14 protein-coding genes are annotated in these 14,085 nt (G+C 34.6%); 2 read left to right on the top strand and 12 right to left on the bottom strand.

Annotation, left to right across the window (positions count from 1 at the left end; all coding sequences use genetic code 11):
* Window positions 1-42 precede the first annotated feature (42 nt).
* The 12 genes from DW769_RS17090 to DW769_RS15600 form a co-directional block, all read right to left on the bottom strand.
* Window positions 43-171: a hypothetical protein gene (locus DW769_RS17090; RefSeq protein WP_279220347.1), complete on the bottom strand. Its 129-nt coding sequence runs from the start codon at window positions 169-171 to the stop codon at window positions 43-45.
* A gap of 182 nt (window positions 172-353) precedes the next feature.
* A complete protein-coding gene (locus DW769_RS15650; protein ID WP_118667087.1) occupies window positions 354-1,037 on the bottom strand; it encodes a hypothetical protein in 684 nt (227 codons plus the stop codon).
* A gap of 1 nt (window position 1,038) precedes the next feature.
* Complete coding sequence (locus DW769_RS15645) at window positions 1,039-1,440, bottom strand: ATPase (protein WP_118351276.1); 402 nt, start codon at window positions 1,438-1,440, stop codon at window positions 1,039-1,041.
* Window positions 1,430-1,882, bottom strand: a complete 453-nt coding sequence (locus DW769_RS15640) for a DUF4869 domain-containing protein (protein ID WP_118667086.1) — start codon at window positions 1,880-1,882, stop codon at window positions 1,430-1,432. The genes DW769_RS15645 and DW769_RS15640 overlap by 11 nt, the downstream gene beginning before the upstream one ends.
* 5 nt (window positions 1,883-1,887) lie before the next feature.
* Window positions 1,888-3,186, bottom strand: coding sequence for a reverse transcriptase domain-containing protein (locus tag DW769_RS15635; RefSeq protein ID WP_118667085.1), 1,299 nt, complete (start codon window positions 3,184-3,186; stop codon window positions 1,888-1,890).
* Between the two features lie 315 nt (window positions 3,187-3,501).
* Entirely contained in the window at window positions 3,502-6,945 is a 3,444-nt protein-coding gene (locus tag DW769_RS15630; RefSeq protein WP_118667084.1) for a type I restriction endonuclease subunit R, read from the bottom strand.
* A 4-nt stretch (window positions 6,946-6,949) separates the two neighbouring features.
* Window positions 6,950-8,086 carry a restriction endonuclease subunit S gene (locus DW769_RS15625; protein ID WP_118667083.1) on the bottom strand — a complete coding sequence of 379 codons (1,137 nt, stop codon included), beginning with the start codon at window positions 8,084-8,086 and terminating at the stop codon, window positions 6,950-6,952.
* Window positions 8,073-9,680, bottom strand: coding sequence for an N-6 DNA methylase (locus DW769_RS15620; protein WP_118667082.1), 1,608 nt, complete (start codon window positions 9,678-9,680; stop codon window positions 8,073-8,075). Before DW769_RS15620 ends, DW769_RS15625 begins: the two co-directional genes overlap by 14 nt.
* Before the next feature lies 1 nt (window position 9,681).
* The gene (locus tag DW769_RS15615) at window positions 9,682-9,903 is read right to left on the bottom strand and encodes a helix-turn-helix domain-containing protein (protein WP_118351286.1); all 222 of its coding nucleotides are present in this window, start codon (window positions 9,901-9,903) and stop codon (window positions 9,682-9,684) included.
* Window positions 9,904-10,048: 145 nt separating this feature from the next.
* On the bottom strand, window positions 10,049-11,881 hold the full coding sequence (locus DW769_RS15610; RefSeq protein WP_118750617.1) for a relaxase/mobilization nuclease domain-containing protein: 1,833 nt from the start codon (window positions 11,879-11,881) through the stop codon (window positions 10,049-10,051).
* Window positions 11,784-12,221 (bottom strand): MobC family plasmid mobilization relaxosome protein, encoded by a 438-nt coding sequence (locus DW769_RS15605; protein WP_243038379.1) that lies wholly within the window; start codon window positions 12,219-12,221, stop codon window positions 11,784-11,786. Before DW769_RS15605 ends, DW769_RS15610 begins: the two co-directional genes overlap by 98 nt.
* An 80-nt stretch (window positions 12,222-12,301) precedes the next feature.
* Complete coding sequence (locus DW769_RS15600; RefSeq protein WP_243038378.1) at window positions 12,302-12,598, bottom strand: hypothetical protein; 297 nt, start codon at window positions 12,596-12,598, stop codon at window positions 12,302-12,304.
* A 166-nt stretch (window positions 12,599-12,764) separates the two neighbouring features.
* On the opposite strand from DW769_RS15600, the gene DW769_RS15595 reads away from it, so the two are divergent.
* Window positions 12,765-13,307, top strand: a complete 543-nt coding sequence (locus tag DW769_RS15595; RefSeq protein WP_118750616.1) for a helix-turn-helix domain-containing protein — start codon at window positions 12,765-12,767, stop codon at window positions 13,305-13,307.
* A 143-nt stretch (window positions 13,308-13,450) separates the two neighbouring features.
* Window positions 13,451-14,044: a helix-turn-helix domain-containing protein gene (locus tag DW769_RS15590; RefSeq protein WP_118667079.1), complete on the top strand. Its 594-nt coding sequence runs from the start codon at window positions 13,451-13,453 to the stop codon at window positions 14,042-14,044.
* Window positions 14,045-14,085 lie beyond the last annotated feature (41 nt).

Below are 14,085 nucleotides of genomic sequence, written 5' to 3'. Positions count from 1 at the left end.
GATTATGGCATAACTTGAAGTGAATAAAAAGGTACTCAGGTTCTACCGTTTACTATTAATGTCAATCTCTTTTCTCTTTAATTTGTCTTTTATAATTAACACCCAGCTTCTTCCCGCCTCTTCTAAGGTAACTAAAGAACTAATCATCCCAATTGCTGCTGCCAAATCCATTTACTATTCACCTTCTCCCAATTCTTGTATCTTCTTCCTACTTTACACCGAATCAATAAATTGTTCTCTATTCAAAATACCAACTGTTTCCTGCATTCACATTCCCCTTTGCTCTTCAGATAAAAATTTGTCTTATTAATGTATCATTTATTATGCATTACGAAAAATATAGTCTTATTAAACTATTCTTTCAAAGTAATATCTCTCATTATCCTTTGTACTTCCTCTGACCGTATCAGCATCCTCATCTTCTCATCCCCACCTTCAACCTCAGGCTTACCACACCTAAGATTATCCGTATGCTCTGACACACAACAATCTTTATACCAGCATTCACCCATAAGAGTCCCTTTAACAGACCACTTTTCATTTTGTGTAAATTCACCAACCAATGACTTCATCACACGTTCTGTAGAATATCTCTTAAATCCAGCTATGTACTGTAATGTTTTCTTATCATCAATCCTTGATAAATCTATTCTGTGATTCTCAACTGCCGCCAAAACTTTATCACGGATTTTTATTTTATCGGTCTTTCCAGTGCCTGTCCATTCTACCAACTTATCAAATGCAAGAATCAGGTACTCAAAACAAATCATATCCAGAATTACAATCTTTCCTTCCGACTTATCTGTTATTGATTTCAACATACGATACTTATTGCGAATGTCTTGATTGTCAACCACATAATCAAATGCAATATAGTATTTATCGTCATCTTTAATATCCAAGTCTATTAATGCATCCAATAATCCCTGATTGCTCCCTTTACTCTCAACTACAAGTTCATTGTCAGAGAAAAGCCGATTAACTAATTTCCAGAAGTGAAGTCCTGCACCAGTATCCTCTGCCCATAAATATCTCATATCACAACTCCTCTTCTAGTGTTATCCTATTATTATCAAACTTCAACACCTTAAAGCTCTTATCAGACACATTAAGTCCGTCACAATTTCGCAAGAAGAGCATATACTGATTTGATAACTCAAAATTAATAAATCTCCTAACATCATCATTAATCAAACAATCTGCATTATCTATCACAATAAAACTATCTCTGCACTGTTTGATTGCCACTAAAAAATCATCTGATTTATAATTAAACAGCTTGATAGCCTTGTATTCGTCTGTCAATCTTATATCTTCAAGCATTTCATAAAGTACTGTTTTCCCGGTACCACTGTCTCCACCAACAAGTGTAATTCTGTCATCAAATTCCAAATCGTATGAAAATGGATCAGCTTTGAATCTAACATTTTTATAAATCATCTGCCTCTCTCCTTTCATATTCATTACTCCACCATGCATTATAACCTCTGCCACCGATAACTATATCAGAATCATTAAATCTGATTTTGGCATCATCCGGAATATCAAAAAGCGTTGGTCTTGACATATAAATCTTAATATTATCCATAGTAAAAAGTATTCTAAGTACATTCGGTCCACATTCCTCAACATTTACCACTTTATCAGGATGCTTTATAATATTAAGTAATGTCTTGCAACCTGATGATAAATTTCGAATTGTACCCAAGCCATATTTTGTTTCTATATGCTTATCTGGCGTCAGCTTAGCCGCATCCACTTGTTGAATCAAATCAATTTCTTTTTGTGACATCTCTTCATTGCCTGTATTCAGGTTAAAATATAGGTCATTCTGAAATATCCAATCCTTTAAATTCTTTTTTTCTGTATAGACGTTTATCATTGATATTACTCCTTCAATTTACTATCAATTTTGTACCAATGTCTTTTCACCTGATTCCGAATACCACTCTCAAGCACCTTACTTTGACTAAATATCTCATCCGCTTTATATGCATATGTTAAGAAATTCCCATGATCCTTAGAATACTTACTTGCCCCTAAATGTGTATACGAATGATAAATTGCTTTCTTTCCAGCATTAAACGATTTTTCATCCGTGTTCTCTTTAATTCTTTTAATTTTTCTATATGCTCTACAATAAAACTTAAATAAACTTTTATCCCTTATATGAACAATTCTACCATCAAATGTAAAACCAAGATAATTTATAAGGTTACTTTGCCCCTTTATTTTTTCTATTTTCCCATTATTGTAAAAAAAATGCTCTGTTTTATCCTCATTTAATTTTAAATTAGGAATACCATCTCTGGTATCATATATAAATTTTGAAATTTCCTCATTTCTTCCACAATTTATCTCGTTATGGGTCATCGGAATAACAACTATTATATCATCACAATACCTTCTATATATTCCTTTCTGAGAAGTAATAAAATCATTAATTCTTTTATCAAAATCTATCATATATACATTAGCATATACAGCACTTATAGATGAACCTTGCGGAATCTGATAATCTTTACTATTTTTATGAAGATACTTCTTTTTAAAATCATGAAATTCATCTGTTTCAAAATATTTATCCAACTCACGCATATCTCTTCTAAATAACCCTTTTTCAGCCTCTATATCCTCAGCTTCAACATATGTAAACTTTGTAATATTCTTATAAATTGCATAATCAGCTACATCCAACGACTTTTCACCAACCACACATTTAATTTTTTCCTTTAAATATCTATGATCAAGATTATCAAAAAATTTACTAAAATCACCAACAAAAATATAAGCTGATTCACATTTAGCAATATACTCAAACACTTCTTTTGCAAAATCAATATTGCATTTTCCTGGTGAGCAGTTTCTATATGCTGTTGAAACACGACCTATTCCTTTTGACTTCATATAATTATTATATTTGCTATTAAGACGATTTCCATAGTACTCATAAATAAATCTGTCAATGTGTGCTGCATAGTATATATCCCGATTTTTTTCTTTAATAAACTTATTTCCTTCTAAATCATTTGTGTATTTGCTGCAATCCATTTGAAAGTGGATAAACGGATAAAAACCGTGCCTACTAACCCAATTAATATTTTGAACACTTTGCTCATAGTTAGTATGGTATTTCTTTTTATCAAAGTGAGTATAGAATTTATCTTTGTATATTTGTTTGCTCATTTTTTCTCCTAAAAGCTTACTGATTAACGACCGGTAGATATCAAATATCAGTAAGCATTAAAATCAATTGGACCTTGCTTTCGCAAGGAACTCTACCATCCTCCAAATACGATGTATTGTATAATATTATTAACAGCTACTTTAATTCACTGGTAATAGGAGGTCATACAATGGACAATATAATTCTTAATATCATCAACTGTATGCTATTAATTCTGTTCAAGAATATTCTTGACATAGAATACGTAAAACCCTTATAGCTATTTCTATAAGGCAAAAGCTATTATTAATCTGTCACTTGATAATAGTATAATACTACTTTTTATATCCATATGGAATAGACTCCTCAGCAACTCGCAACATACTATTTTCTGAAATATAATCATATATATGTCTATTAGAGCCTTTGTACTCTTCAATTGAAGCGGATACATCTGAATGCTCCTCAAAATTCTCCACCTGCTCCATAACTTTCTTAAATACTTCCGGGCTATATTGTGGTGGATAACCATTCTTAACTAGACAAATCTTTATTTCCAATTTCAACTGATCTCTTACATTTTGATTGTTAAGCCAATCAGCAAAAGAAGATTTTGTATCAATGATTTCCTTTACCTTTATTGCCAAGTTTTTGCACTTATCATTGATTACAATACCATCGACCTCTTTATCCGTTCCATACTCAAAATCATATTGGTCACGCATAGAAATCAAAATATCATAAAATGCCTTTTCTTCAAAAGTAAGTCCTATTTTTCGAAAGCTTTCTCTATTTTCATTCATTGCTCTTAGAATAGCTAACGCCTGCTCTGTTGCAATTTTAATAATATCTTCTGAAACCTGTTCCTGTGCTTCACCTGCTTCTTCCGCAGAAAGATGTTTACGTCTCTCATGGTATTCTGCAATAGTCTTTTCCAACATTTCCTGATATGTCTTTGCAGCTAATCTGTTAACTTTCCCATATTCCTTAATCTGTTTACGAAGCATTTTGACAAGAAGTTCGAGCTTAGTTGCCGGCATCTTAACGTCAGATAACTTTTCAAAATATTCTGGTGAAAAAATATCCTCTTCCTCACCACTCTCAAGAATGCTCTCAACCTGATTATATTTTAATGCTTCCTCCACCATCTTAGAAACTGCACGATTCATACTGTCAGTATCCACTTCACTTGTTCCACACATTTTACGGACAAAACCTGCTATTGCCATAAAGCATTGTGCCAAAGCAGATTCTTCTTCTCCAAGATACCCTGAAGGCTGACATATATCAAATGCCATTCTCATAGATTTAACAGTCTTCAGAAAATATGTTTTAAAAGATACTGTCTGAGAACCATTTTTTCCTTCTGACTGCAACTCTTGAGTTGATACAAAAACATATTCTGCTGCTTTGGCAAGAAGCCTGTATCGGTCAATCGGATTGCATTCCATATTTATAAATGGTGTTAAATCATAGCCTATAAACATATTTTTTAGCTCTTCCAATTCTTCCCTAAATACCGATGTAGCCTGCTCAACATCATCAGAAGTTGGTGCAACCGAGCTATTTCCGCCATATAATTTCATGGCTTCACGCATATTATCACGGATTCCTATATAATCAATCACCATACCATACTCTTTTCCTGGATACTTTCTGTTTACACGGCTTATGGTCTGTATTAACAAATGCTTTTTTAATGGTTTATCATTGTATAAATATGTGAGACACGGAACATCAAACCCAGTAATCCACATATCTACAACAATAACTATACGAAAGTTTGACTTTTCTTGCTTAAAAGCAGCATCTAACTCTTCGGAACGTTTATCATTCTTAACGCCACCAAGATAGTTATACATATCCTGCTCATCATTTTTTCCAACACTAGATACCATTGCAATAAGTGGCATAGGTTTCAATTCATTTAATTCTTCATCTGTTCCATCAGTACCATCCGGCACTTTCTTTTCTTCAAACCATTCAGGATACTTATCTTTAAATTTCGACAATAAAGCATAAGCAATCTTTCTATTAGAACAAACCACCATTGCTTTCTGTATTCTATTCGGATCTGCATCACAGGCTGAAACATAATGATTATGAATATCTGTAGCAAGACGCTCTAATCTGGAAGGTTCCCCAAGAATTATTTCCATAGAACTCATTGCCTTCTTACTTGCTTCGACATCTTCAAAAGTAGCACCATCATCAGCACACTTTTTATAGTAGTCCTCAATCTCTTTTACCTTGTTTTTATCAAGTAATACTTTTGCAATACGAGGATGATATTTAATAGAAACAGTAAGTCCATCTGCAACAGCCTGATCCATCGTATATCTATCAATTTCATCACCAAAAGTCTGATATGTTTCTGCAATAGGTGTTCCTGTAAATCCTACAAATGTAGCCTGTGGAAATGCCTCTTTTAACACCTTTGCATATGGCTTTGATACCATAGCTTTCATATTCGCATCCGCATCTTTACTGAATTGAATTTTTTTAGAGTGTTCAAGCTGAGTTCTATGTGCTTCATCAGAGAAGCATATAATATTCTGTCTGTCATTGATAAGACCTATTTTGTCATCTTCCCTATCACAAAACTTCTGAATAGTGCATATATAGAATCCACCACTTTGTCTTGCTCCAAGTTCCTGTCTTAGTTGTGTTCTATTCTTAACAACAGAAACCTCTCCAAGATTAAGGAATTCTGTACTCTTTGTAAAAAGCTTCGCCCCCTGTTTTTGCAATTCATCTCTATCGACAATCAATATAATCGTTGGAGAACCTATCTCTGAGATATCTGTACAGCGTAATGCCAACTGACGTGCCAAAAATGCCATCGTATAAGTCTTACCACATCCCGTAGCCCCAAAATATGTACCGCCTCTTCCACTCTTGGTAACAACAGAATCTACAATGCTTTGCTTCAGAAGCCTCGCAGCAAAAAACTGTGGATAACGGCATACAATTTCCACTTCATCACTATCATAAATACTATCCTGAAAATAAATGTAATCTCTAAATATTTCCAAAAAACGCTCAGGAGAATAAACACCCTTAATCATAGTTTCTGTTTCAGCAAATGGAAGTGTTGATACAGCATCTCCATCATTAACACGTCTCCAGGCATAAAAATGTTCATATGGTGTGCGAACTGTTCCTAATCTGGTTTTAACTCCATCAGAAATACAAGCTAAAGGACAGTAATGCAACAAATGAGGTATATCTCTCCAATAACGAATATTAATCTGCTCCCAAGCATCATAAATAGTCGCATTTGCATCAGCAGGGTTCTTCAATTCCATAATACATAATGGCATACCATTCACAAAAAGAATTACATCCGGTCTGCGGTTCTCTTTTTGACCATTATTTGTATATTCTACTGTAAACTGATTCACCACTCGAAAGACATTCTTAACACCATCCTTTTCAAAGTTAATCAGCGGTATCATTCTTGCAATACCATCTTTCGGAGTAAATTGGATACCATCCACCAACCAGTTGTATACCTTATGCAATGTTGCAAAATCACTCTCTGCACCCACAAGACGAACAGTATCATAGATCTGTGTCACTTCATCTTCTGTCAAATCAAGATTTCCATCTGCTATAAATTTCTTGAAATCATCCTCTATCAACACATCTCTTTTGGTAACACGAGAAAGCTTATTTCCAGAAGTATATTTCCATCCCTCTGTTTCTAAAAAGCCAATAAAGGCATATTCGTATTCTGATTCACAATAATGACCATTGTATTCTTTTAATCTAGCCATAGGCTTATGCCTCCTTTGCTTTTCTCGCCTCTTCTATAGAACCTTTAATTAGTATTGGGCAAATATCTTTTATCTGTTCTTTAAGTTTTTCGTTAATATCTCTGCGTTCATTATATGCGTTATATATTTGAACAATTGATTTTTGAACATTTAAATCCGGTACTGGTATTTCAATTTCATAAAAACGATCCATATCTAAATTTGTTCGTATACTTCCGTCACTCATAAACCAACCTAGTCGATCAACTTCTTTACGCAAAAACCACATCATTATATATTCCACCAAAACACTATTATCTTTTATTTCCAAGACCGTATATGCCGGTGAAATGATTACTGGTTCATCTTTATCAAAAAGTGCTATTCTAATACATTTATCCCTTCCTGTCTGCATTCCAGAAAAGACAAATTGCCCCTTTCTTACAATCTTATATTTAGATAAATCAACCCCATTTATATTTGCAACAGATGGCATAAATTGTTTAGTAATGTTTATTCCTTGAACATCTTTTATCTCACTATTTATATTTCTACAATCGACTTCTTTGAAAACTTCACTTATCTTTTTCTTTTTCGATTTATGCTTATATTTATCAATTAATACTTCAAATGATAGTTTTAAATCGTTTAAACCATTTTCATAATTTCCTTGATTTTTAAGCATAGTATTATAAATATCAACATATTTTTTTTGAACAGAAATATTAGGCAAATCAACTGTCATATCGCATAATGATTCCCATGAAAAAACTTCTGTTGAACTTCCCCAAGACTGAAAGCAAGCTTCTCTATCCCATTCATCACGTTTAAAATGCAAGAAAAGATAATCTGCCAAAACAATATTTTCCATAGATTTTTTCACTCTAAAAGCAATATTATTCCAGCTAATAATAAAGTTTTCTTTACTATTATTGTAGCCAAATCCAATTCTTTTTCCGTGAGTTCTAGGATTATAAATAAATTCTCTCGGATGGACTACAAGGAATTTAGATAAGTCTGTTCCTGATACATCAGCTTTTGTAGGAATGATTTCTTTTGTAATCGTCATTCCTCTTACATCATCAGGACCATATTTCAATTCTGAATTAATTTCTTGTACTAATTCTATCAATTCTCCAATTTTATATTTAATCAATCCCATAACCAATCCCCCTAAATGCCTCTTCCAGCATTTGCTGGGATTTCTTTTCCTGCTTTAATATATCTTTCATCTCAGATTGAATGCGAGTCATTTCCTTTTCATAATCAATATCTAAATCATGGTCAATAAACTCAATATATTTGCTTGGTGTAAGTGCCCAGCCTTTACTTTCTATTTCGTCAATACCTACACTACGATAAAGTTCCGGTATTTCATAATTTACACCATCGGTACCTTCAGATTGCCATGTATGGTATATAGCAGCAGCCTTCTCAATCTGCTCTGTAACCAAACGAACTTTCTTTTTACTCTCGCCTTTTACTGGATTTTCTGTCCATTGGCGCAAATCCATAAACAAGATTTCGTGCTCACGACTACGAAGTTTTCTACCGTGATAGTTTCCACCCTTTTTATTCTGATTTAATATCCAAAGCGTTACACTGATATCTGTAGTGATAAACAATTCTCTTGGAAGAACTATAATTGCCTCCACTTTGTCATTCTGAATCAGTTTCTTACGGATTTCCAATATATCACTATCATTTAATGCTCCATTTGCAAGAAGAAATCCTGCCACTCCATCTGTCGGTTTTAAATGCGAAAGCATATGAAGAATCCAAGCATAATTTGCATTACTTTCTGGTGGTGTCTGATAATTATTCCAGCGAGGGTCATTTTTTAAATTATCGTTATACCAACCTTTAAGATTGAACGGTGGATTTGCCATAATATAGTTAAAGTACAATCCCTTGTGCAAGTCATGGGTAAATGATGAATCTGCTTCATTTCCAAGATTATGGCTAATCCCACGCAACGCTAAATTCATTTTAGCAAGGCGATATGTAGCCGGTTCTTTTTCCTGTCCATATACATTGATACCATTTAAATTTCCCTGCTTTGACTTAACAAGTTCAGCACTCTGGATAAACATTCCTCCTGAACCACAGCAAGGATCATATAAAGTTCCATCATATGGCTCAATCATTGCTGCAATAAGCTGTACTACATCATGAGGTGTATAGAATTCTCCCTCCTCTTTTGTAGCATTTACCGCAAACTCTTTAAGAAAATATTCATACACACGTCCGATAAGATCCTTTTCCTCCCCAAACGCTTTATGACTAATTTTATTTACTTCATCAACAATCTTCTTTATATCATTCGCAGCCAGATTACGTGCTGTAAATGTACCTTTTACAAAACATCCTTTTAATTGTGGATCCTCTTCCTCAAGTCTTTGTAATGCTGTATCTAATGCAACATTTAACTTAGGAGCAGATGTATTGATAATTGTTGACCATCTGGCTTCTGGCGGTAAATTATATGTACCATCTGCAAAAGTAGCATCATCAAAGAATGCTGCTCTGATATTTTCATCCTCTGGATCCAATCCCTGTTCTTTAAGCGTCTGCTTTAGTTTTTCAACACCATCCTCATACTTTTCCCCAATAAATCTTAAGAATACAAGTGTAAGCATCATATCCCTTTTCTCAAAAAATGAGCCAGAGTTACGCGCTGCACGTAAATAATCTCTACAATTAAATAAAATACTATCTATGTTTAATGCCTTTTCAACAGTTTTCTTCTTCGCCATATTATTTTTCTTCCCTTTCCTCGTCTGGAACAAATTCCATAATATCCTGTATATTGCAATGCAATACATTACATATTTTTTCCAGAACCTGTGTATTTACATGCTCATTCTTTCCTAATTTAGCCAAAGCATTTGTGGTAATTCCTGCCTTTTCTCTAAGGTCTATCTTCATCATATTTTCATCTATTAATTTTTTCCATAATCTGTTGTATCTGATTGCCATTGCTAATCCCTTTCGTATCATCACAACTATTTATTACTTCTTTAGTATATCATTTAAGTTGTTCTAATTCAATCTTAAATTGATTTTTTCAATCTATAATACATCTGATCCTATCCAACCTATATTTATAGAATAAGCAGAGGAATTACCTTCCTCTGCCCCTATTCCGCATTTTATCTTCTGCCTTACCTTTATCAACATCTCTGCTAGCTGCTTCATCATAAATTCTCTGAAACTCTTCATAAAGCTCGTCTCCATCTAGCTTTATCTCCAGCCTTTTCATTACTTCCGAGAACAACCTTATGCTGCCGCCTACATCAGCAATATCAAATCCAAATACATCTGCCTTAACCGGATCACTGATATTCTCATAACCGCCAAGCTCTGATATCCTCCTGACAATCCAGCCAACTTTGTCAACAGGCTCTTTTTCTTCAGGTTTCACAAATCCACTTCTACTTGTTACATCAGTTATACTTTCATCCATTCTTGTCACATTCACATCAAACGAATTATAAATCTCTAATATTCCTATGCCATCTAAATCAGTCTGTTGTTTTTTCGCACTATCTGTTTGCTCTTTCTGTCTTCCTATTTCATTCTGAATATTGTAAGGATTCATCACCTCAACATTTGTATCAAGCTCAACAACTGCTTCCGTTGTTCTCTCAACCAGTATATCCTCTTCCATCCCCGGTATCTCAATTTCCTTATCACCAACAATCTCTTCATCCTCCGATACCGCATAATATGCCGTATACAAATCCTCTTTCATAATACCTTCCATAAGCTGTAGCTGTTTCTTAACTTTCCTTTTCTCCATTTTCAGCTCATCCAGTTCTTCCTGCACTCCCACATGCCACACCTGATATTCCCGATACTGCTCATCTGTCTTAATCCTACGTTTCCTGCTGGAGTTTTCCTTATATATCTCCTGCTGTCTGTCTTCAATCCGCCGCATCTTTTCCTGCTGTTCACTCCTGTACTTCACAAGTCCCGCAACATCCTTGATATCATTATTCACAAGCAACAGATACTCGTCCTGTAGCTGATGAAACCTCTTCAATTCTTCCGTATACTTTGCCCCTCCAACCACAAATCGTTTCTGCTCCACAATTCTCAACCTATATAGCTTTGCATAAAATCGTTTCTGGTATGGTGATAGCTTCGTCCTGTGCAATCCTCTACTATCCGACGAATAAAAATAAGGCTTTGTCATCCAAGGCATATCCACATGATGTATCATACTATCCTCTGTAAACATTTCATCCATCTTTGCCAGACTATGATAATATTTAAATCCTGGTGCCTGCACTTCCATCCACGCACCTTTCTTGAACACATACCCCAGACTTCTCATCTGATACCTGAAATGTTCTACATTTCCTGCCACATACGCACACATATTAGCATCACGAAGTATAATATCCTTCATCGACATTTCCTTTTCCCACTGGTCTCTGCTGATGTTCTTAGGATTTTTGCTATACTCTGCAGGCATTATTGAAAGTCCCAGCTCATCACAATATTTATTTGTAATCGGCTGCAGATGATTCTTCCAGTTGCCCTTAGGCGAATTATATTTCCTGCCTGTTGTTATACTTACGCTGTTCCATATCAGATGCCCATGCATATGTTCCCTGTCGGTATGAACCGCATACACAGCCTCATAATCATCACCAAGTACGTCCTTTGCAAAATGCTCCAACACATACATTGCCTGCTCTGCCGTTACTTTTTCTTCCGGCGAAAATGATATGATCACATGATCCCCCTGTCTCTTACCAGTTTTATGAAATATATTCTTTGTCTCTTCCATCTGCTCAAATGCCGTATCCGGCAGGCAGTTAATACCGCCCACCAGTACACATTCTTCTGTCTTATCCGGATTCTGGATATATTCCAAAGCATTCTTTAAATGCGATGCCGGATTTCTGCCCTCTGATTCCATGATATTCAGGATCTTTGTAATCGCCATACTTCCAACACCTCCCGAATGTTTTCTTTACATCATCCAGACTATCCTGTAACTTGTCAATATCGCTGTAATACAACCTTCCCTGTGAATTGCCAAGCTTTACTGCCTGATTAATATTATTTGCAATACCTGCTATGATACGAATTGCTCTTGCCCTGTCCTCAGGATAACTTGTATCTATGTTGCCGCCTGTCCGGATCAATTCTCTTATATAGGCACTTGCTGTTATTCCAGTTCGTTTAAGTGCTGCTTTCAGAATATCCATATCTTTCTCCGACAGTTTTACAGAAATCTTATAATCTTTCCTGTCAGACTTGTATCTTCTCTTTCCATCTGCCATGCGTTTCTCCCCTTTCGTAGTTTTCTAATGCTGCATCAAACCAATCTCTTTTTATCTGTACCATTGCTTTTTCATCCTTTCTAAACTTCATCCTGTTTGCTTATCACAGAATCCTCAACTGCCGCTTCATAATCCTTTTCTTCTGCAACCTTACTCCGGTTACGCTGCGGCTCATAATCCGAATTGTAATAATCTTTGTAACCATAGATTTTCTGTTCAAAGTACTTCCGTGGGCATTTGCCCCGCATGGTGAAATAACCTTTTGCCTCAAGCTCTACATTATATTCCTTTATAATTGCATATGCCTTTGTCATCCCGATACCAAGCATCTGGCTTATCTCACCTGCATCTATGAATGCTTCCTTTATACCCTTCATGCAACTCCTCCTCGTTAATCTTAGTACACTTTTGTGTTCCTTGTAATTCGTATTATATAGTACACATTTGTGTTCGTCAAGTATTTTTCATAAATTTTTATACACAAATGTGTCCCAATGTGCTAAACTATCTCTATACCCACAAAGCACAAAAAGGAGAAACATTATGACTATCGGAGAAAAAATCAAATATTATCGGAATATACGTGGAATATCACAAGAAATGTTGGGAAATCTTTCCGGCATAAATCCGGCTACTATCAAAAAGTATGAGTATGGTATTCGCAATCCAAAGCCGGATCAATTACTGAAAATCACAAACGCTCTTGGCATCAGCATTAATCTATTCATGGATTTTGATATAGAAACTGTATCTGATGTACTTTCTTTACTGTTTAAATTAGATGAGCAAGTAGATATGAAATTTGAAGCAGAAAGAGATGAAAATGGAGAGTTTATCCCTTCTACTGTGAAATTTTCTTTTCAGAACGCTGCTATCAACAATAAACTTTGCACCTATCTTAAAGTAAAGCAAATAAAAGAAAATCTGGAAAACTCCAAGAATAAATTGAGTGCCGAAGATAATTATGCAGAAACTATCACTGAGATTGAGCAGAACATAGAAGATATAAAAAATCATCTAGTAGATGATAATATGGTTGTCAAAAAAGGAACCAACAGAATTACTGTAAAAGTATTTCCACAATAGATATAACCTCTCATTCTACTATGTAAAAGACCTTTGACTATTGAATTTACTCTATGTAAAAGCATTTTGATAGAATCATTTACTAACATTTAATACGATATGTCTAGGTCGAGAGAAAAAACACGTAAAAAGGAGGACGCGCATTGGAACTGTATAAACAGATAAAAAGATATCGAACAGATATGAATTTATCTCAGGAAGAACTTGCAGAAAAAATATATGTCACAAGACAAACTATTTCTAATTGGGAAAATGATAAAAGTTATCCAGATATTCATAGCCTGCTACTGTTAAGTTCAACATTTCACATCTCTCTTGATCAACTAATCAAAGGAGATATTACTACTATGAAAGAAGAAATTAGCAAAGAAGCTATACAGAAATTTAATCGTGATGGAGCTATTTTTACAGTACTTTTAATATTAACTGTCATTGCAGCTGTGCCATTGGCAGTATTTTTAGGATATTGTGGATATATCGTTTGGGGAATTCTTTTCTTAATTACGATATATTACGCTTTAAGAGTAGAAAAGTTCAAAAAAGAAAATGATATTATGACGTACAAAGAAATTGTGGCATTCACCGAAGGAAAGCAATTAGATGAAATTGAAAAAGCACAAGAAAAAGGAAAACGTCCTTATCAGCAACTGCTTTCAGCTTTACTAAGTGCCACAATCGGATTTATTATATCTATGTTTTTTGTTTGGTTGCTCAAATCCTATATTTGTAAACGGTAGAACCTGAGTACCTTTTTATTCACTTCAAGTTATGCCATAAT

This window comes from Blautia sp. AM29-29 (assembly GCF_003480555.1).
In the GTDB taxonomy this organism is placed as follows: Bacteria; Bacillota; Clostridia; order Lachnospirales; family Lachnospiraceae; genus Fusicatenibacter; species Fusicatenibacter saccharivorans.
The sequence above is the reverse complement of the archived record's forward strand: the minus strand, read 5'-3'. Positions and strand labels throughout refer to the sequence as shown.

Excerpts from the sequence above, each read along its gene's own strand:
- DW769_RS17090 (WP_279220347.1), bottom strand. The coding sequence starts at position 171 with ATGGATTTGGCAGCAGCAATTGGGATGATTAGTTCTTTAGTTACCTTA.
- DW769_RS15650 (WP_118667087.1), bottom strand. The coding sequence starts at position 1,037 with ATGAGATATTTATGGGCAGAGGATACTGGTGCAGGACTTCACTTCTGG.
- DW769_RS15645 (WP_118351276.1), bottom strand. The coding sequence starts at position 1,440 with ATGATTTATAAAAATGTTAGATTCAAAGCTGATCCATTTTCATACGAT.
- DW769_RS15640 (WP_118667086.1), bottom strand. The coding sequence starts at position 1,882 with ATGATAAACGTCTATACAGAAAAAAAGAATTTAAAGGATTGGATATTT.
- DW769_RS15635 (WP_118667085.1), bottom strand. The coding sequence starts at position 3,186 with ATGAGCAAACAAATATACAAAGATAAATTCTATACTCACTTTGATAAA.
- DW769_RS15630 (WP_118667084.1), bottom strand. The coding sequence starts at position 6,945 with ATGGCTAGATTAAAAGAATACAATGGTCATTATTGTGAATCAGAATAC.
- DW769_RS15625 (WP_118667083.1), bottom strand. The coding sequence starts at position 8,086 with ATGGGATTGATTAAATATAAAATTGGAGAATTGATAGAATTAGTACAA.
- DW769_RS15620 (WP_118667082.1), bottom strand. The coding sequence starts at position 9,680 with ATGGCGAAGAAGAAAACTGTTGAAAAGGCATTAAACATAGATAGTATT.
- DW769_RS15615 (WP_118351286.1), bottom strand. The coding sequence starts at position 9,903 with ATGGCAATCAGATACAACAGATTATGGAAAAAATTAATAGATGAAAAT.
- DW769_RS15610 (WP_118750617.1), bottom strand. The coding sequence starts at position 11,881 with ATGGCGATTACAAAGATCCTGAATATCATGGAATCAGAGGGCAGAAAT.
- DW769_RS15605 (WP_243038379.1), bottom strand. The coding sequence starts at position 12,221 with ATGGCAGATGGAAAGAGAAGATACAAGTCTGACAGGAAAGATTATAAG.
- DW769_RS15600 (WP_243038378.1), bottom strand. The coding sequence starts at position 12,598 with ATGAAGGGTATAAAGGAAGCATTCATAGATGCAGGTGAGATAAGCCAG.
- DW769_RS15595 (WP_118750616.1), top strand. The coding sequence starts at position 12,765 with ATGACTATCGGAGAAAAAATCAAATATTATCGGAATATACGTGGAATA.